Annotated in this window: 20 protein-coding genes; 10 read left to right on the top strand and 10 right to left on the bottom strand. The window is 61.6% G+C overall.

The window, feature by feature from the left end; all coding sequences use genetic code 11:
* The coding region (locus RhoBH5_RS06275; protein WP_270008050.1) for an alpha/beta fold hydrolase at positions 1-1031 on the top strand (1031 nt) is incomplete at its 5' end.
* An 8-nt stretch (positions 1032-1039) separates the two neighbouring features.
* Here RhoBH5_RS06275 and RhoBH5_RS06270 read toward each other — a convergent pair.
* From RhoBH5_RS06270 to RhoBH5_RS06250, 5 genes are all read right to left on the bottom strand, one after another.
* Positions 1040-2725, bottom strand: a complete 1686-nt coding sequence (locus tag RhoBH5_RS06270; protein WP_372452351.1) for an amidase — start codon at positions 2723-2725, stop codon at positions 1040-1042.
* A gap of 150 nt (positions 2726-2875) precedes the next feature.
* The gene (locus tag RhoBH5_RS06265) at positions 2876-3925 is read right to left on the bottom strand and encodes an alpha/beta hydrolase (RefSeq protein ID WP_241840917.1); all 1050 of its coding nucleotides are present in this window, start codon (positions 3923-3925) and stop codon (positions 2876-2878) included.
* A gap of 133 nt (positions 3926-4058) precedes the next feature.
* Positions 4059-4922: an ABC transporter permease gene (locus tag RhoBH5_RS06260; protein ID WP_019747544.1), complete on the bottom strand. Its 864-nt coding sequence runs from the start codon at positions 4920-4922 to the stop codon at positions 4059-4061.
* Entirely contained in the window at positions 4919-5749 is an 831-nt protein-coding gene (locus tag RhoBH5_RS06255; RefSeq protein ID WP_260456975.1) for an ABC transporter permease, read from the bottom strand. Before RhoBH5_RS06255 ends, RhoBH5_RS06260 begins: the two co-directional genes overlap by 4 nt.
* A 29-nt stretch (positions 5750-5778) precedes the next feature.
* Positions 5779-6768: an ATP-binding cassette domain-containing protein gene (locus RhoBH5_RS06250; protein ID WP_270008049.1), complete on the bottom strand. Its 990-nt coding sequence runs from the start codon at positions 6766-6768 to the stop codon at positions 5779-5781.
* Between the two features lie 440 nt (positions 6769-7208).
* On the opposite strand from RhoBH5_RS06250, the gene RhoBH5_RS06245 reads away from it, so the two are divergent.
* Entirely contained in the window at positions 7209-8063 is an 855-nt protein-coding gene (locus RhoBH5_RS06245) for a glycosyltransferase family 2 protein (RefSeq protein WP_218680618.1), read from the top strand.
* A 7-nt stretch (positions 8064-8070) separates the two neighbouring features.
* Here RhoBH5_RS06245 and RhoBH5_RS06240 read toward each other — a convergent pair whose 3' ends face one another.
* The 5 genes from RhoBH5_RS06240 to RhoBH5_RS06220 form a co-directional block, all read right to left on the bottom strand.
* Positions 8071-9015, bottom strand: coding sequence for a diiron oxygenase (locus RhoBH5_RS06240; RefSeq protein WP_270008048.1), 945 nt, complete (start codon positions 9013-9015; stop codon positions 8071-8073).
* A gap of 6 nt (positions 9016-9021) precedes the next feature.
* On the bottom strand, positions 9022-9921 hold the full coding sequence (locus RhoBH5_RS06235; protein ID WP_270008047.1) for a prephenate dehydrogenase dimerization domain-containing protein: 900 nt from the start codon (positions 9919-9921) through the stop codon (positions 9022-9024).
* An 8-nt stretch (positions 9922-9929) separates the two neighbouring features.
* Complete coding sequence (gene pabB / locus RhoBH5_RS06230; protein ID WP_270008046.1) at positions 9930-12014, bottom strand: aminodeoxychorismate synthase component I; 2085 nt, start codon at positions 12012-12014, stop codon at positions 9930-9932.
* Positions 12011-12535 (bottom strand): chorismate mutase family protein, encoded by a 525-nt coding sequence (locus tag RhoBH5_RS06225; RefSeq protein ID WP_019747551.1) that lies wholly within the window; start codon positions 12533-12535, stop codon positions 12011-12013. The genes pabB and RhoBH5_RS06225 overlap by 4 nt, the downstream gene beginning before the upstream one ends.
* A gap of 85 nt (positions 12536-12620) precedes the next feature.
* Positions 12621-13097 carry a hotdog fold domain-containing protein gene (locus RhoBH5_RS06220; protein ID WP_003940943.1) on the bottom strand — a complete coding sequence of 159 codons (477 nt, stop codon included), beginning with the start codon at positions 13095-13097 and terminating at the stop codon, positions 12621-12623.
* 552 nt (positions 13098-13649) lie between these two features.
* Here RhoBH5_RS06220 and rpsJ point away from each other — a divergent pair.
* Genes rpsJ through rpsC form a run of 8 tightly spaced genes read left to right on the top strand, consistent with a single transcriptional unit; the run spans position 13650 to position 17980 of the window.
* A complete protein-coding gene (gene rpsJ / locus RhoBH5_RS06215) occupies positions 13650-13955 on the top strand; it encodes a 30S ribosomal protein S10 (protein ID WP_003938093.1) in 306 nt (101 codons plus the stop codon).
* Positions 13956-13972: 17 nt separating this feature from the next.
* A complete protein-coding gene (gene rplC, locus RhoBH5_RS06210) occupies positions 13973-14629 on the top strand; it encodes a 50S ribosomal protein L3 (protein ID WP_003940826.1) in 657 nt (218 codons plus the stop codon).
* Positions 14626-15300, top strand: a complete 675-nt coding sequence (gene rplD / locus RhoBH5_RS06205) for a 50S ribosomal protein L4 (protein WP_003940723.1) — start codon at positions 14626-14628, stop codon at positions 15298-15300. The genes rplC and rplD overlap by 4 nt, the downstream gene beginning before the upstream one ends.
* On the top strand, positions 15297-15602 hold the full coding sequence (gene rplW, locus RhoBH5_RS06200; protein ID WP_003940990.1) for a 50S ribosomal protein L23: 306 nt from the start codon (positions 15297-15299) through the stop codon (positions 15600-15602). Before rplD ends, rplW begins: the two co-directional genes overlap by 4 nt.
* A 39-nt stretch (positions 15603-15641) precedes the next feature.
* Complete coding sequence (gene rplB, locus RhoBH5_RS06195; protein WP_003940895.1) at positions 15642-16478, top strand: 50S ribosomal protein L2; 837 nt, start codon at positions 15642-15644, stop codon at positions 16476-16478.
* 13 nt (positions 16479-16491) lie between these two features.
* Positions 16492-16773 carry a 30S ribosomal protein S19 gene (gene rpsS, locus RhoBH5_RS06190; RefSeq protein WP_003940820.1) on the top strand — a complete coding sequence of 94 codons (282 nt, stop codon included), beginning with the start codon at positions 16492-16494 and terminating at the stop codon, positions 16771-16773.
* Positions 16770-17174, top strand: a complete 405-nt coding sequence (gene rplV / locus RhoBH5_RS06185; RefSeq protein ID WP_003940717.1) for a 50S ribosomal protein L22 — start codon at positions 16770-16772, stop codon at positions 17172-17174. Before rpsS ends, rplV begins: the two co-directional genes overlap by 4 nt.
* On the top strand, positions 17174-17980 hold the full coding sequence (gene rpsC / locus RhoBH5_RS06180) for a 30S ribosomal protein S3 (protein ID WP_003941003.1): 807 nt from the start codon (positions 17174-17176) through the stop codon (positions 17978-17980). Before rplV ends, rpsC begins: the two co-directional genes overlap by 1 nt.

Genomic DNA, 17980 nt, shown 5'->3' with positions numbered 1-17980 from the left:
TTCGGGCTCCGGTGTCGTCGGTGGAGTTGGTGGTGGCGTCGGCGTTTGTGGGTGTGTTGGGTGTTGATCGGGTGGGGTTGGATGATGATTTCTTCGAGTTGGGTGGCAACTCCCTCATCGCGATGAAGTTGGCGTCCGAACTGAGTGCATCTGTTGGTGCCGACGTCCCCGTGCGCATGCTGTTCGGTGCATCGACAGTTGAATCCCTCTCTGCCCGAATCGAAGACACACTTCGTGGCAGCGCGCCGTCGTCGAGTCAGGCGCTCGATGTTCTATTGCCGATCCGGGAAGCTGGATCGTCCGCACCGGTATTCTTCATCCACCCGATGAGCGGGCTGGCATGGAAAGCCTCCGGCCTGGTTCCTCACCTCGACGCGCAGACGCCGCTCTACGGACTGCAGGCACCGGTGATGACGGAATCGTGGCCTCTGCCCACGTCGGTCGACGCATTAGCCGAACGCTACGTTCGCGAGATGCTGAGAGTGACTCCGAGCGGCCCGTTCCACATCGTCGGCTACTCGCTCGGCGGGTTCATCGGACACGCATGTGCAGTTCTATTGCGCTCGAAGGGGTTCGACGTGAAGCTGGCAATGATCGATCCTCGCGGCACAACCGAAGTCGGGGAGAACCAGGCCCGGGACAACGTCTCCGAACTGGCCGCTGGATGGGGGGTCGACGTCGGGGACACCCTGGATCTCGGTGCGTTGGGCCGGGACGAGATTCTCGCGCTCGGCCGATCGCTCGATTCCCTGTCGTTCCTCTCCGACGAGCAACTCGGATCTCTGTACGATTTTGCGATCTCAGCTGCCTCGATAATCGACGGGTACGTACCGCGCGTCTTCGACGGTGACGCTGTACTTCTCAGCGCCACCGTGGGAGTCGGTTCGACAATCGAACTTGCCGAGGCCTGGAAGCCTTACGTCAACGGAACCCTGGCTGAGACAACGGTCGAGAGTTCGCATCACTCGATGATGGAAACCGATCAGCTCGAGCTGATCGGTCCACGATTGGCGGCGTTCTTCAGGAGCTGATCGGAGCGTTAAGAGGACGTCGGCACAAATCTGAACGAGAAGCCGACGTTCTGCGTGTTTGTCGGGTCAGGTCCCGGGCCGGGTTGGGCAATAACCGACGTCGGTATCTGCCTGGCATTTTGGGTCAGAGGTGGCGCTTCCTGCCAAAAAGGCTGGGCAGCTTGGAGTTCCAGCGCAATCTGAATGAGACCGGCTTCGTCCCACATGCGACCACCGAGTTGGACTCCGAACGGAAGTCCGGTCTCCTTCGACCTTCCGGCCGGCGTAGTAACAACCGGAGCGCCTGTGTAGTTGGCCCAGGCGACGTCGGCGGTGACTCCGTCGAACAGTGCGATGCCCGCGACCTCAGAACGCTTACTGCCGTCCACACTGGCGCCTGGTACGAGAATGGCGTCGAGATTCTGCTCGGAGAGCATGCGGTTGTAGTCGTGTTGGTAGCGAAGCCTGTTGTGCGCCAACGTCATGTAGTCGGCGACTGGAACCGCCATCGATGCAAGGGCCTGCCCGACGAAGAGTGCTCGCTCCGGTTTGTACAGTCCGATCCGGTCGGAGAACTGCTGGTGATAATGGCCGGCCTCGGCCATATCTCCGGTCAGTAGTCCTGTCGGATAGGTCGGCATCGTCACGTCGACTAGGGTGCCCCCGAGTGCGACGACGGTGTCCGTGAACGCGGCGAACAGTGTGCCCAACGACGCCGGCAATTTGTCGACACCTTTACGGGGGATGCCGAATCGGCGGCCGGCGAGCGGTGACTGTCCACCCTGAGCTGCCAAGGGGTACCCGTCAGCCGGAACCGGGGGACCGGCAGACGTAGTTGGATCGTTGACGTCGACGCCGGCCATGTAACTGAGCAGTAAGGACGCATCGGCCGCACTTCGGGCCATAGGGCCGGTATGGTCACGCGTCCAGTTGAGGGGGATCGTTCCGTACGTGCTGCAACGTCCGAAAGTCGGCTTGACAGAGGTGATTCCCGTTGCGCTTGCCGGCAAGCGGAGCGATCCGCCAGTGTCGGTTCCAGTTGCCAGCGGACTGAAGCGGGCGGCCAGGACTGCAGCACTGCCGCCCGACGACCCACCCGGTGAGTACTCGGCATTCCAGGGGTTGCCCACTTGTGCCGTCGCCACACCGATGGCGAACTCGTCGCAGTGCGCGTGACCCATCAACACCATGCCCGCGTCACTGAGGCGGCGCCATACGGTCGAGTCACCCGCGGCGATGTTCCCTTCGAGGACGCGACTCGAGGCAGTGACCGGTAATCCCGATACCGCAAACATATCTTTCAGAGCGATCGGCAACCCACAGGCCAGTGGTGGCGCTTCACCATCGCTCGTCCGCCCTGCGGTCGAGAGTCGTTGCGCTGCCTTCTCGGCGGCAGCGTACGCGACCTCCGGATAGATCCGGATCCATGAACCGATTCCACCGTCGTACTCGTGACTGCGTGTCAAGCACGCGTCGAGTAGCTCGCGTGGATGAAGGATGCCTTCCTGGAGCAGACTCGCGGCTTCGGTAGCGCTGAGCAGTGCAGGGTCGGTCGCGTCAATTGTGCTCGGAGCCGGCAATTGACTGCGTCGAGGCGCCGAACGAATCGTCTCAGCCGCAACAGGTTGTGCAGTAATACCTCCGGTAGTGGTGCTAGCCACTCCGAGAACTGTTGCGGCGCCGAGGAAACCACGTCGAGAAATACTTTTGTTCACAAAGAGGGACCTTCGAGTGTTGTTCGGGATGTTCAGAGAATTCGTGCGCTCGGTAGGCGGAAAAGCTCTCTGCCTCGAAGGCCACCTGTACGGACACGCTGCGTCGGGCGTGTAGCGATCAGGCGGCCTTCGAGGCAGATCAGGAGTTGATCAGATTCCGAGCGACCCGGCGATGAACGGCCACGATTTGTGCAGCTGATCCTGCCAGTAGCCCCACGAGTGGGTCCCTACCGGCTGGAAATCGACAACTGCCGGAATGCTCAATTCATACAGGCGCTTGGCCATGTTCGAAGTGCAAAGGTTGGTCGCTGCTTCGATTGGGCCGCCGATGATGATCTGGTTCTCGGTGTACGCGCGACCATCGCTCAGGCGTGGGTTGAGGAAGGTGTCGTTCGGAATTCCGGGAAGTCCGTTGCCCGTGCTCATGTAGATCGGTGTCCCACGTAGCTTCTCGGCGTTGACGAGCGGATCGTGTTCGACCCATCCTGGTCCGTCCAGCGGTCCCCACATATTGGTGATGTCGTCGACTCCGCCGATCCATTCCGTGGTCGTCCGGACGAATGCTTGTCCGAGGGGATCGCTGGTCTGTGCGCAGCCACTGTAAGCGGCAACAGAACTGTAGAAACCGGGGTACTCGATCGCCAGGTTCAGTACCGATGTACCGGACATCGAGATGGCCGAGATGGCTTGCTTGCCGTTGCTCCCCAACTCTTCGTTCAACAACGGAGGCAATTCTTTGCCCAGGAAGGTCGACCACTTATTGCGTCCAGCCTTGGGGTCGTCTTTCTCCCAGTCCGTGTAGTACGAGAGTCGACCGCCGACAGGAGTGGCGACGTTCACGTTCTTGTCGGCAAAGAACTCGACTACGTCGGTTTGCCTCTCCCACGTAGCAGCGTCTTCCCCGCCGCCGGCACCGTTCAGTAGATACACGATCGGGCGAGGCTCGGAATTGTCAGCGGGAGTGATGACCTGGATCGGAATGACCTTGTCCATCGACGCCGCATAAACATTGACTACGAGTTGACGGTCATTGACCTTCTCGACGGACTTGACGTAAGAGCCCGTCGACGCTGTTTCGGATGAGTCGCCACCGACGCGCGCGGGGACGGCCTGCGCGATACCTGCAGTGAACAGTGAACCGGCGACAGCCAACACGCCGATCTGCACGGTGCGTCGCCAGGTCGTAGAGTTTCGCGTCAAGACTTCTTACCTCTCGGTTGAAACGGTTCTCGGAAAAGCGACTGTCTATAGCTTCCCGATTGGATATGTCGACCGGATCGTCGGATACGTTACGGAGCGACCGATTCGGTAGGTCGAGATTTGGACACAGGCGTTAGTCCGAGGCGGCCCGCCGGTATCCCTTAATCGCCGGATACAGGAATACAGCGATCATTCCGAAGGACCATGCAAATGTTTTGAGCACGGGTACGAGAACTGGCCCACCGAGCGACATTCCTCGCATCGCTTCGACGGCCACCGACATAGGCTGCGCGGCGATCACTGGCTGCAACCAGACGGGATACGCCATCGTGGGCACAAAACCACTGTTGAAGAACATCAGCAGCGTGCAGCCGATGGAGACGATTTCTACGAGTGGAAGATTGTCGGACACCGTAGCCAGGGCCGTCACCATCACCGCAAAGCCGATACCGAACACAATCGGCAGAAGAAGCATTCCGATCGCGGCAACCGGGCCTTGGTTGAAACGGAATCCGGCGATGAAACCGACTCCGATGATCACGATCGTCGTCACGAGGACACGGACGGCTTCGGCGATCATTCGCCCGACCAACCCCGACGCGCGGTGGGCTGGAAGCGTCCAGAATCGGCTGAGCAGTCCGCTGGTCTTCTCCGTCCGAAGCCCGACAGCACTCGCAATGGAACCGAACATCGCGCCGACCAGAATGATCAGCGGAACAGTGCCGTAGATACTCGGCTGACCGGTGGCTGCACTGATCGAGTTCCCGAGTACAACTCGGAACATGATGAGAGTCAGGGCCGGGTACAACAACGCTTGGATTGCGGTGGACGGATCACGAGCCCAACTGACGAGTAGACGCCGAGCTTGAATCAGGCTGTGCGTCCACAGAGCTTTTGCGGAGTTTTCCGGAAGCGCGGCGTTAGGTTCCGGGAAGTTCAGCGTCCGGCCCCGTCGTAGCTCGTTCTGGTCGAGTGACTTGTCAGTGCTTGTCATCATGCCCGCCTTGTACTTGCCCAGTAGGCAAGGGGAGCGCAGACGACAAGCAGTCCCAACGACCACATCACAACCGGGAACATCGTGTGCGACGTGACACCGCCGTGCGCGAGATCGCGCATCGCGAAGGAGAATTGTGAGACTGGCTGATTACGCACGAAGGGGCGGATCCACTCGGGAAAGCCCGTCTCGGGAACGAAGCCGCACGAAAGCATGCCCAAGATCAGCTGGGGAAGGGTAAGGGCTTGGCTGGTTGCCTGCGGGCTCTTCGAGAGTGAGCCGATAGCGTCGGCGCCCAGCGACAAGCAGGTGCTGAACACCAAGGCCAAGCCGCAGAAGAGCGCTGCCTGGCCACCACCTTCGGTGAATCGAAAGCCGATCGCGTGTCCGTAGACGAGTGCGGCCGTCAACGACACCACTGAACGGACGAATCCGCTGCTCATCCGGGACAACAAGGGGACGGGCCCATAGACCGGCATGGTCTGCATGCGCGAGCTGAACCCGGTGATCTTCTCCCTTGCCGACATCTGCGCGGCCGAAATCGACGTGAAGGCCATGGCCTGCAACACGATGATCGGCATCAGGAACTGCGCGTAGTCGATGCCTTGGAGCTGCATCACGAACTTCAACGGCAAGTAGAAGCCCACTGTGAATATCAACGGAGCGATGACGGCTATGACCAGTTCGTAGCGTCGGATCATCGCCCGCAACGTGCGACCCGTGAGAACCCACCACTGCATTATCGCCGACGGATTCGGGCGACGGTGACGTCCTACTCGAGTGGCCGCAGGAACCGAGATTTCGCGGCGACCGGTCTTCTGCAGCGTCAGGTTCGGGGTTTGGTACTTGGTCGTAGTGGTCACGCAGGCTCACCGACCTCACCGGGTTCGGCAGCCTGAGTGCGTCCAGTCAACGAGAAGAAGACATCGTCGAGAGACGGGCGCCGCAGCGCGATGTCGGCAAGCGGAATTCTCGCGTGATCGAGGCGGCGCAAGGCCTCGGCAAGCGTCGCGGATCCACGGGGTGCCGGGATCGCGATCTTTCCGTTGTCCTTGGCAATATCGAAACGAAAGTCCGGCGGAAGTAGGTTGCCCAGAGCGTTGGCTGCCGGACCGAGCAACTCGGAGGACATCGGAACGATTTCGCAGAAGCTAGCTCCGGTACGGGCCTTGAGCTGATCTGCGGTTCCTTCGGCGATGACCGATCCCTTGTCGATCACAATGATGTTGTCGCTGAGAAGGTCGGCTTCCTCGAGGTACTGCGTGGTCAGCAGAACCGTGATGCCTTGTTCTTTCAGGGTTTGGACGAGATTCCACACGCTCTGACGGCTGCGCGGATCCAATCCGGTGGTCGGTTCGTCGAGAAACACGACTTCGGGGCGAACGACGAGCCCGCACGCGATGTCGATGCGACGACGCATACCGCCCGAGTAGTTTGCCACGGTGCGAGCGCCGGCCTCGACGAGGTCGAACTCTTCCAGGAGGTCAACGGCCCGTTGCTTCGCCGATGCACGATCCAAGCCCATCAACTGTGCAAAAAGTTCGATGTTCTCGCGGCCGGTCAGTGCGTTGTCGAGTGCAGCGAACTGCCCCGTCATCATGATCGAACGACGAACCTCCGGGGCATTTCGTACCGCGTCGTATCCGGCGATCATCGCGCGTCCGCTGTCGGGACGGATCAGCGTCGACAGCACCTTGACCGTGGTGGTCTTGCCTGCCCCGTTGGGTCCCAGAATGCCGAGAACCGAACCTTTGGGGGCCTGAAAGTTGATACCGCGCAGAGCGTGGACATCTTTGAAGGACTTGTGAACGTCCTCCACGACTACCGCCGCGTCCGTCGATAATGGCATCAATTCTCCGCTGTCTGCATAGGTGTTCGGAACGAGCTGCGTGGCTGGACAAGCTCTCGAGTTTCAGGTCCTGGCTCAGCAAGGCGCAGTGCAGGCCAGAGTCACACCTGATGCCCACACGGGTTGTAGGAACCATGTATGTGTATCTCTGGTTGCACATCGCATGTTACCGGAGGGGCGGTGTCGGACCAGGTGCTGCACGGCGGGAATCGGCTGCGACGAGGGCGGGCAGGCGTGCCCCAGCCTGCGTCGATTGGTTCGTCACCGATATTTTCATACCGCAGGCGAAGTTCTGCGATGTGGCGACGGACACTTTTATCGCCAGCGTTAGAACAGATGGCGTGAGCATGCCTCCTGCTACCCCTGGACTTGGTCATCGCGACCGGATCTCGCTGGTGTGCAACCGGGTCAATTTTGACGTGAGCTGTAACCTACTGCTCATGGATATCGGCACGTTGTCAGTGGTGGTTCCCGTGTACAACGAGGAGGATTACATCGCCGGGTGTTTGGAGTCCCTCTCTCGTCAAGGGGACGAAATACTCGAGATAATTGTTGTCGACAACAATTCCACCGACCGCACCCCTGAAATCGTGCGTTCTTTCGAGCAGCGGGATTCTCGAGTCCGATATCTTGTCGAACCGCGTCAAGGCGTTGTTCATGCTCGTAATGCCGGGTTCGACATCGCAGTGGGTGAATTCATCGGTAGGGTCGATGCGGATTCGCGTGTCGCACCAGGATGGGCGCGAGCGGTTCGAAGTTCCTTCGCTTCTCATGATCTTGATGCCGTTACCGGTTTCTCGTTGTTTTACGAGTCACCGTTTTCAGGGCTTCAGCGAGCAGCGGTGAACAAAGCCGAGGCCCGTGGCGATTTCCACGGAATCAAACCTGCGCACGCACTGACTGGTTCGAATATGGCGATTCGGGCGACGTCGTGGCGCTCGATCCGCGACAAGGTCAGTGATCGCACCGACATTCACGAAGACGTGGATCTGTCGCTGTGCCTGGTGAAGGCAGGGATGCAGTTCGGCACTGACCTGGACATGCGGAGCGAAATCTCCGGCCGAAGGGGAGAGACTGGACCCATCGAGTTTCTGTCATACAACAAGGCTTCGGTGACAACGCTCGAGTATCACCAGGCTATGACTGCACGACTACGTTTGATGATTCTCAAGTCGTCAATTCTGCATGCTCTGTTGTGGCCGGCGTACCGAATGTACGACCGGCAAACCGATCGGCTGTCATGGCGGAAACTGCTGTCAGGTTCCGGAGCCCGCACTATGCCCGTGGATTCGTGAGAGTCGGCTACATCCTGTCCAGATTTAAGGTCTTGTACAACCTCTCGATACCGCTGTAGTCCTGCACGAACAGTTCGTTGCTCGGTTCCAACGCGACATCATCGAGCATCTTCTGTCCGCCGGGTATGGCTTCGATCTCCATGATTGCTCGCCACGCGCCGAAGTCGGTCCCGCTGAAAGCGCGCATTGCGCCCTCGAAGCCTTCCAGTAGATAGCTGCGATCTCCACGATTCAAGGAATCCCAGACCAGCACCGCCAGTTCCCCGGCAATCGAGGCATGGCAGTACTCGTCGCGAGCGTGCAACCGAATGGTCGCGCGGTTGATCGACTGCACGCCCGGGTCGTCCGAGATCAGGTCGAGGTATGCGGTGATCGACACCTCGGCGACGGTCATGAACGCCAACTGTGTCAGCGCGATCTTGCGCGGATCACCGGCTGCGTCGAGGGCTTGCGCCCGCGTGCGGACCGTCAGGACGTCGGGCAATGCCTTGGTCGGCAGCCCCCAGCCCCTGCCTCGACGGGTCGCTGAACTGGCATTGAAGTGCATGAGCGTGTGATATTGCTCGTCGACCATCGCCTGATTGACCGCCACTGCAGCCCAATCTCCGAGACCGACGCCAAGTCGGTCTTCGGCGAGAACGTCGAAGCCGGGATTGACGACGTACTTCTCGATGTCCATGACGTTCTTGTTGAACGCGATCCATGCCCAGGCTTGCAGGCGTTGCTTCTGCTCGGGACGCAATGCCAGGTAGGTCGGATGCTCCGCGAACGGGAGAAGTGCTTCGGGGTAGTCGGACAACGACGAATCGAAGAGATCGTCCAGTTCCGGCTCCGCCTTCTTCACGGTTGCCCGGCGCGCCCAATTGCTCGCAAGGCGGCGGACGATTGCACTCTCGACCGGATCGGAGGCGTCGTACTCCGGGAGGCTGGGCGGACTCACCCCAGGTCTCATCGTGCCCTACTCTCTGTGCCCTTCGGCGATCTCTCCGTGCCCTTCGGCAATGCGATCGAACAAGCTCTGGCACTCCGCGTTCAATTCGCCTGAGCGATTGTCGAGCGCTGCGTCGGCGGTTTTAATCAGCGTCGTGAAGTCGCCGAGGGTCTCGGCCGCCCTGTCCACCTGTGCGGTGGCATCGAACAGTGCTTTTCGTGTCGCACCTGCGTACGGATTGCCCGCTTGTACGTCCCAGTACACCTCCGGTTCGCCGCCGGCTACACGCGCCAGGAGCGCGAGCAAGGCCCGATGCGGGGGAGGGGCGACCGCGAGGAGTTCGTCCGCGGAAACTCCGAGTTCGGCCAGGGCAACGCCGAAAGCCAGCACCGACGCGTGTGTCAGAACCTGGGTGGCCGCAGCCAACCGGTCGTGACGATCGGCGTCCATCACCGCGACCGACGCTCCCCACGAGCGCACGATGTCGAGGAATCTGTCGGACTGCGGACCGCCGACGTACGGCACTGCGATGACGGCCCGACCGCGTGGCCCGAGCGACGGACGGAACATGGGGTTGAGTCCGAGGAATTCCCCTTCTCGGCCGGCGTCGGCGATTGCTGCGTCCATCCGCGATTTGACCGACAGCGTGTCCACAACGAGAGCGCCGGATGTCCGAAGGCTCGGTAGTGCGGCTAGAGCGACCTGTTCGGGAACCGCGAGCACGATGATGCGCGAGGACTCCACGTGCGCGAGGACTTGCTCACTGGGTTTCGTGATGTCTCCGACGACTACATCTCCGTCGGGATCGCTGCCTGCTGGGTCGACGACGGTGACGGTCGACCCCCCGGCGCGAAGCAGTTCGACGAACATGGATCCGACGGCACCCAGCCCGCCGACAACCGTCGCTGTGCCTGATGACGCCGTCATGGCTGGATCTACCCGCCGTACTCGAGGACCCGCGAGGACACCGCGTCGAGCGCACGGAGCAGCGTGGACGCCTTGACCGTGGTCTCGTCGAATTCTTCTTCCGGATCGGACAACGCTGTGATGGCACCGCCGATTCCGAAGGTCACGCCGCTCTCGGTACAGACCAGCGACCGGATCACGATCGAGAGGTCCGCGGCGCCACCGAGCGCGAAGTACCCGATCGATCCCGAGTAGACCCCACGAGGGCCGGATTCGAGGCGGTCGATGATCTCCATCGTCCGTACCTTCGGAGCGCCGGTCATCGATCCACCGGGGAACGCGGCACGCACACAGTCCACCGCCGACGACCCCGGACTCAGATGTCCGCGCACCGTCGACACCATTTGGTGAACGGACGAGTACGACTCGATCGCGAACAGCCTCGGAACGTGGACACTTCCCGGAACGCAGACCTTGGTGAGGTCGTTGCGAGTGAGGTCCACGATCATCAGGTTCTCGGCGCGGTCCTTCTCGCTGTCGAGCAGGTCCTGCCGTAGGGCAGCGTCACGCGCTCGGGTGACGCCGCGCGGGCGGGTCCCTTTGATCGGCTTGGACTCGACGTTGCCGGCCGAGTCGACACGAAGGAACCGCTCAGGCGAGGCCGAGACCACCGAGATGCCGGTGAAGTCGAGAAGTGCGCTGTACGGCGTCGGATTGATCGAGCGCAGATACTCGAACGCCTGCTGTGCATCGATCGTCTCGTCGACGCTCGCCATGTTGGTCAGACACACCTCGTAGGACTCACCTGCCCGGATCTCCGAGAGGGCCGTTCCGATCAACGACAGGTACTGATCGCGATCATGCCGCAGGCGAGCCTGCGTCCAGACGGTGTCGCTGATCAGCGGAACCGGGGTGCGTTCCGGAAGGTCCGCGCCGATCCGCGCCAAGGCGTCGACGGTCGATTCGAGCCAATCGTCATAGCCGGCGTCCCGGACTTTCTCGCGCAATCTCAAAACGTGAGTGCGGCCCGCGGTGTGATCGATGACGACGGCGCGATCGGCAAACACCAGAGCGGCATCAGGAGTGGGTGCCGGATGGACTGCCCTTCCTCCGGTCTGTGCTTTCAGTTCGTAGCCGAGGTAGCCCACGTAGCCGAGGTTGAAGTCGAGTTCCGGATGTGAGGGCACGAAGCGTGTCGCGAGTTGTGCGTCCAAGTAATCGAAGAATGGAACTCGAATGTGCTCGTCGGACAGGCCTTTTCGGCTGACAGTCAGTACCTCGGCTTGCACGTCGTACGTGATGAACTCGGCCAGCGGCCCCGACGAATCGCCGAGAATCGAAAAGCGCGCACTCGGCTCTGCGGTTGCCGCGCGGTCCAGCCAGAACGCGTTCGGGCCGTCGGCGAACAGTGCTGCATAGGCCGCCGACGGGTCCACTGCAAAATCGAGAGTCACGTCGTCGACGTCGTAGTTGATCGCCGGCCGCAGGTCGGGTGTTTGCGGAGCAGGTTCGGGTCGGATCACCGAATCCAGAGTGCGTCCGACGGACAGATCGCGGAAGTTCGCGAGCAAATCTATGCCGAACTCGGTACTGATGGACTCCGGATGGAACTGAACGCCCCACATCGGCTTGGTCCGGTGCCGGACACCCATGAGCAGTCCGTCGGACGTCCACGCGGTACGAACGAAGGCGTTCGGCAGATTCTCGACGGTCAACGAGTGGTAGCGAACAGCTCGGAACGGCGACGGAAGTCCGGCAAAGATGCCCGAGCCGTCGTGATCGATCAGCGAAATTCGGCCGTGCATCGGGACGGGCGCAACCACCACGTCCGCGCCGAACAACTCGCACAGGCCCTGGTGGCCGAGACAGACACCGAGAAGTGGGAGAGGCGCTTCTTCGATGAAACGGCGGCTGATTCCGAAATCACGGTCGCGATCCGGCCGGCCGGGACCTGGGGAGATGACCACGTTGTCGTACGACGCGAGATCGAGGGAATCCCAATCCGCGTCGTTGCGGACCACGGTCGGCACAACCCCGTTGACCTCGGTCAACAGGGTGAACAGGTTGTAGGTAAACGAGTCGTAATTGTCCACCAGAAGGGTGCGGGAACTCATGTCGATGATCCTGATCTCGGTCCGACGGATTCCCGAACAGTGTCCTCCTCCTCAACAGGTGCGTTGATCACCAGGTCTTCGAGTCGACAGGTCTCGGCAATCATCAGCTCGTACAGGGCGTTGAAGAAGTCGGGGGAGAGGTCGTGTCTACGGGCGAATTCACGCGCCCGCTCCTGCACGAGGCGGACGCGGCCGGGTTGCATCATCGGAACCTCGCGTGAGCGCTTCCACTCGCCGATGCGCAGGCAGAGTTCCAGCCGCTGCCGCACCGTCTCGAGAAGTAGAGCGTCGATGGCGTCGAGGTCGCGCCGGAAGCTGTCCAATCCCTCGGCCTCGTCCGGATACGACGAGGTCTGCGTGCCTGCTTCGGAACTCGTTGTGGTCAAGAACTCTTCCACGAGGCCTCCCGGTGCTCGGCGTGACGCGAGGTCGACAATGTGGTGCCCGGAACGCAACCCACCTCCGGACACCGGCACCCCGACCGACCATCGCCGTTCGGGGAGGTGTTCCACTATCGTCATTCGCCGAAACCTGCGGTGGTGCCTAATTCTGCGAAACCTGTTTGGCGGGCGAATCAGGTTGCGATGCAGGCGGGTTCGTGAGTGCCTACTTGGGGGAGACCCAGGTGGTGATTTCGGCGTGGACTACTTCCTTGCCGCCACGGTCGAAGATCGAGATGGGAACGAGAAGTTCCGTGCCACTCTCGATCGCCGCGAAGTCCGGCAAAGTCTCGAGTCGGGCGACCGCCCGCAGGCCGGTCTCGGCCTTGGCGAGGTAGTCGACCTTCATGGACTTGGGGATCCAGCGGTGCGAGTTCGGAACCGTCGCTTCGCTCAGCATGCCCATTGCGACCTCCGCGAGATTGCATGCTGCGATCGCGTGAAAAGTGCCGAGATGGTTGTGGACGCCCCACCATTTGGGGGAGCGAACCTCGCAGAGCCCTGGTTCCAACTTGGTCACCCGGGGGAGAACAGAGGCGAAATAGGGCACGCGAATGGACATCGCCGCCGAGAAAACTGCATGTCCGAGGGCGTTGTCCGGCAATTTCTGCCATCCGCGATAGGTAGGGCTGGAGGTAGTCATAGGCGTATCTTACTTCTGAGTAAGGTTGTTGTCGCGCAGCTCACTCGGAAAAGGCAGTTCGGGGGAGTTGAGGATTTGGGCCAGGTACGGCATACTGGTCGGGTTGCCTTGTCCGGGACGCGGTCGATTGCGGCCGTGATCGGGTAAGGGTAAGACGTCACAGACGATCGATCGCAGATCCCGTCAGGGTAATCGGGTCAACGACTGTGACCATGCAAGACGAGAAGTAATGCAGGACGGAAGCAGTACCTACTTTGTGTTCGACATCGAACACGTCCGGTACGCATCACGCGCCAGATAATCGAAAGATTGTCCGGCGCAGGATGAGTGAGAAGGCGACACGCCCGACCGCGTGTACCGGAGAACAATGACAAACGAACAGCGGCAGCAGATCCTGATCTCGATCCGAATCTCGGTACTCCCGAGAACTTGGACTTGGTCCCGATCGCTTCAGTGTTCGTCGTGTCATCGTCCAGGCAAGGACTGTGCAGACGAGGTAGCTCGAGCCTGACCAGGCGGGCTACGAAACGCGGCAAGAAAAGGACACTAAGCGTGGCGGGACAAAAGATCCGCATCAGGCTCAAGGCCTACGACCACGAGGCGATCGACGCGTCAGCGCGCAAGATCGTCGAGACGGTAACCCGTACGGGTGCCCGCGTCGTTGGACCTGTGCCGTTGCCGACCGAGAAGAACGTATATTGCGTCATCCGCTCGCCGCACAAGTACAAGGACTCGCGCGAGCACTTCGAGATGCGTACTCACAAGCGGCTGATCGACATTCTCGACCCGACGCCGAAGACGGTTGACGCGCTCATGCGCATCGACCTTCCGGCCAGTGTCGACGTGAACATTCAGTGACGGCGGAGACAAAAACAATGACTGATACCAAGATCAAGGGAATCCTGGGCACCAAGCTCGGCATGACCCAGGTCTTCGACGAGAACAACCGGGTTGTCCCGGTCACCGTCGTGAAGGCTGGGCCGAACGTCGTAACCCAGATCCGTACCGAAGAGCGTGACGGCTACAGCGCCGTTCAGCTCGCGTTCGGCGCCATCGACCCGCGCAAGGTGAACAAGCCGACTTCCGGCCAGTTCACCAAGGCTGGTGTGACCCCGCGTCGCCACGTAGTGGAGCTCCGCGTTGCGGACACCTCCGACTACGAGGTCGGCCAGGAGCTCACCGCCGAGGTCTTCGAGGACGGCGCATACGTCGACGTCACCGGAACCAGCAAGGGCAAGGGCTTCGCCGGAACCATGAAGCGTCACGGCTTCAAGGGACAGGGCGCGTCGCACGGTACCCAGGCTGTTCACCGCCGCCCGGGCTCCATCGGTGGCTGTGCAACTCCCGGCCGCGTGTTCAAGGGCATGCGCATGTCCGGACGCATGGGTAGCGACCGCATCACGACGCAGAACCTCTCGGTCCACAAGGTGGATGCCGAGAACGGCCTGCTGCTGATCAAGGGTGCGATCCCCGGCCGCAAGGGCGGCCTCGTGATCGTCAAGAGTGCAGTGAAGGGTGGTGCACGGGCATGACCAGCACCGAGACCAAGTTGACCCTGGACGTCAAGGTCGCCGGCGGCAAGACCAACGGCACCGTCGATCTCCCCGCTGAGATCTTCGACGCTCCGGCCAACATCGCGCTTCTCCATCAGGTTGTCGTCGCGCAGCTCGCAGCTGCTCGTCAGGGAACCCACTCCACCAAGACCCGCGGCGACGTCCGCGGCGGTGGCAAGAAGCCGTACCGCCAGAAGGGCACCGGCCGCGCACGCCAGGGCTCGACTCGCGCACCGCAGTTCGTCGGCGGCGGAACCGTTCACGGCCCGCAGCCGCGTGACTACAGCCAGCGCACCCCCAAGAAGATGAAGGCAGCCGCTCTTCGCGGAGCCCTCTCTGACCGCGCACGCAACGAGCGCATCCACGTCATCACCGAACTGGTTGCAGGGCAGACGCCTTCGACCAAGGGCGCAATCGCGTTCCTCGGCGAGATTTCGGATCGCAAGAAGCTGCTGCTCGTCGTGGGTCGCCAGGATGTAGCCGCTTGGAAGAGCGTGCAGAACCTGGAAGGCGTGCATCCCATTGCACCCGACCAGCTCAACACCTACGACGTGCTCAATGCAGACGATGTCGTGTTCAGCGTCGAGGCACTCAACGCGTTCATCCACGGGCCCGCAGAGAGCGCTCAGAACAAGGAGGACGCCAAGTGAGCACCATCGCTGACCCCCGCGACATCCTGCTCGCTCCGGTCATCTCCGAGAAGTCCTACGGACTGATCGAGGAAGGCACCTACACCTTCCTGGTGCACCCGGACTCGAACAAGACGCAGATCAAGATTGCCGTCGAGAAGGTCTTCGGCGTCAAGGTGACCAGCGTCAACACCGCCAACCGTCAGGGCAAGCGTAAGCGGACCCGATTCGGTTACGGCAAGCGCAAGGACACCAAGCGCGCGCTCGTGACCCTGTCCGCTGACAGCAAGCCCATCGAGATCTTCGGAGGACCGGTCGCGTAAGCGCCGGGACTTGACGAGACATAGAGGACGAGAAGACTCATGGCAATCCGTAAGTACAAGCCGACAACACCGGGCCGTCGTGGCTCGAGCGTCTCGGACTTCGCCGAGATCACTCGGTCGACCCCCGAGAAGTCGCTGGTTCGCCCGCTGCACGGTCGCGGTGGACGTAACGCACACGGTCGTATCACCACCCGTCACAAGGGTGGCGGACACAAGCGTGCATACCGACTGATCGATTTCCGTCGCAACGACAAGGACGGCATCCCGGCAAAGGTCGCTCACATCGAGTACGACCCCAACCGCACAGCAAACATCGCACTCCTGCATTACGCAGACGGTGAGAAGCGCTACATCATCGCCCCCAAGGGCCTGGTGCAGGGTTCACCGGTCGAGTCCGGTGCAGGCGCCGACATCAAGCCGGGCAACAACCTGCCGCTGCGCAACATCCCGACTGGTACCACCATCCACGGTGTGGAACTGCGTCCCGGCGGCGGAGCCAAGATGGCTCGTTCCGCAGGCGCCAGCATCCAGCTCCTCGGTAAGGAAGGCAGCTACGCCACGCTGCGTATGCCTTCCGGTGAAATCCGTCGCGTCGACGTGCGCTGCCGCGCATCCGTCGGCGAGGTCGGCAACGCCGAGCAGTCGAACATCAACTGGGGCAAGGCCGGCCGTATGCGTTGGAAGGGCAAGCGCCCGACCGTTCGTGGTGTCGTGATGAACCCGGTCGACCACCCGCACGGTGGCGGCGAGGGCAAGACCTCAGGTGGACGCCACCCGGTCAGCCCGTGGGGTAAGCCTGAAGGCCGTACCCGCAAGAACAAGGCAAGCGACAAGATGATCGTCCGTCGCCGCCGCACCGGCAAGAACAAGCGCTAGGAGGGAGTGAAGGATGCCACGCAGCCTTAAGAAGGGCCCGTTCGTCGATGACCACCTCCTCGCGAAGGTGGATGTACAGAACGAAAAGGGAACCAAGCAGGTCATCAAGACCTGGTCCCGTCGTTCGACAATCATCCCGGACTTCATCGGCCACACGTTTGCAGTTCACGACGGCCGCAAGCACGTCCCCGTGTTCGTTTCCGACTCCATGGTCGGACACAAGCTCGGAGAGTTTGCACCGACCCGCACGTTCAAGGGTCACATCAAGGATGATCGGAAGGCGAAGAGGCGATGAGCAACACCGAAACCGCCAACCCGACTGCCAAGGCTGTAGCGAAGCACGTTCGCGTCACGCCGATGAAGGCACGTCGAGTTGTGGACCTGGTCCGCGGGCGCTCGGTTGAAGACGCCCTGAACATCCTGAAGTTCGCGCCGCAGGCAGCGAGCGAGCCGGTCGCCAAGGTGATCGCCTCCGCAGCAGCCAACGCCGAGAACAACCTCGACCTCGACCCCAGCACGCTTGTCGTTGCTACGGCGTTCGTGGACGAGGGCGCGACCCTCAAGCGGTTCCAGCCGCGTGCACAGGGACGTGCGTTCCGTATTCGCAAGCGCACCAGTCACATCACCGTGATCGTGGAGAGCCTGCCGAAGACCGGAACATCGACCCGTAATCGCCGGAAGGGAAGTGCTCAGTAGTGGGCCAGAAAATCAACCCGCACGGCTTCCGTCTCGGCATCACCACCGACTGGAAGTCTCGCTGGTACGCAGACAAGCAGTACGCGGAGTACGTCAAGGAAGACGTCGCGATCCGTAAGCTCCTCGCCACCGGCATGGAGCGCGCAGGAATCGCGAAGGTCGAAATCGAGCGCACCCGTGACCGTGTTCGCGTGGACATCCACACTGCACGTCCGGGCATCGTCATCGGCCGCCGCGGCGCCGAAGCCGATCGCATCCGCTCCGAGCTCGAGAAGCTGACCGGCAAGCAGGTTCAGCTGAACATCCTCGAGGTCAAGAACGCAGAAGCTGAAGCACAGCTCGTCGCACAGGGTGTGGCCGAGCAGCTCTCGAACCGCGTTGCCTTCCGTCGTGCAATGCGCAAGGCCATCCAGTCGGCCATGCGTCAGCCCAACGTCAAGGGAATCCGCGTTCAGTGCTCCGGTCGTCTCGGCGGCGCCGAGATGTCCCGGTCGGAGTTCTACCGCGAAGGCCGTGTGCCGCTGCACACGCTTCGTGCGGACATCGACTACGGCCTCTACGAGGCCAAGACCACCTTCGGTCGCATCGGCGTCAAGGTCTGGATCTACAAGGGCGACATCGTCGGTGGCAAGCGTGAGCTCGCCGCCAACACGGCCGCACCGGCCGGGGATCGCCCGCGTCGTGAGCGTCCGAGCCGTCCGCGTCGTTCCGGTGCCACCGGTACCACTGCGACCAGCACCGAGGCCGGCCGCGCAGCGACCGCAACCGCCGATGCTCCCGCAACTGAACAGAATCAGGAGGGCTGA

The organism is Rhodococcus sp. BH5 (assembly GCF_027583855.1).
GTDB classification, from domain to species: domain Bacteria; phylum Actinomycetota; class Actinomycetes; order Mycobacteriales; family Mycobacteriaceae; genus Rhodococcus_F; species Rhodococcus_F qingshengii.
The sequence above is the reverse complement of the archived record's forward strand: the minus strand, read 5'-3'. Positions and strand labels throughout refer to the sequence as shown.

Excerpts from the sequence above, each read along its gene's own strand:
- RhoBH5_RS06260 (WP_019747544.1), bottom strand. The coding sequence starts at position 4,922 with ATGATGACAAGCACTGACAAGTCACTCGACCAGAACGAGCTACGACGG.
- RhoBH5_RS06250 (WP_270008049.1), bottom strand. The coding sequence starts at position 6,768 with ATGCCATTATCGACGGACGCGGCGGTAGTCGTGGAGGACGTTCACAAG.
- RhoBH5_RS06245 (WP_218680618.1), top strand. The coding sequence starts at position 7,209 with ATGGATATCGGCACGTTGTCAGTGGTGGTTCCCGTGTACAACGAGGAG.
- RhoBH5_RS06240 (WP_270008048.1), bottom strand. The coding sequence starts at position 9,015 with ATGAGACCTGGGGTGAGTCCGCCCAGCCTCCCGGAGTACGACGCCTCC.
- RhoBH5_RS06235 (WP_270008047.1), bottom strand. The coding sequence starts at position 9,921 with ATGACGGCGTCATCAGGCACAGCGACGGTTGTCGGCGGGCTGGGTGCC.
- pabB (WP_270008046.1), bottom strand. The coding sequence starts at position 12,014 with ATGAGTTCCCGCACCCTTCTGGTGGACAATTACGACTCGTTTACCTAC.
- RhoBH5_RS06225 (WP_019747551.1), bottom strand. The coding sequence starts at position 12,535 with ATGACGATAGTGGAACACCTCCCCGAACGGCGATGGTCGGTCGGGGTG.
- RhoBH5_RS06220 (WP_003940943.1), bottom strand. The coding sequence starts at position 13,097 with ATGACTACCTCCAGCCCTACCTATCGCGGATGGCAGAAATTGCCGGAC.
- rplC (WP_003940826.1), top strand. The coding sequence starts at position 13,973 with ATGACTGATACCAAGATCAAGGGAATCCTGGGCACCAAGCTCGGCATG.
- rplD (WP_003940723.1), top strand. The coding sequence starts at position 14,626 with ATGACCAGCACCGAGACCAAGTTGACCCTGGACGTCAAGGTCGCCGGC.
- rplB (WP_003940895.1), top strand. The coding sequence starts at position 15,642 with ATGGCAATCCGTAAGTACAAGCCGACAACACCGGGCCGTCGTGGCTCG.
- rpsS (WP_003940820.1), top strand. The coding sequence starts at position 16,492 with ATGCCACGCAGCCTTAAGAAGGGCCCGTTCGTCGATGACCACCTCCTC.
- rplV (WP_003940717.1), top strand. The coding sequence starts at position 16,770 with ATGAGCAACACCGAAACCGCCAACCCGACTGCCAAGGCTGTAGCGAAG.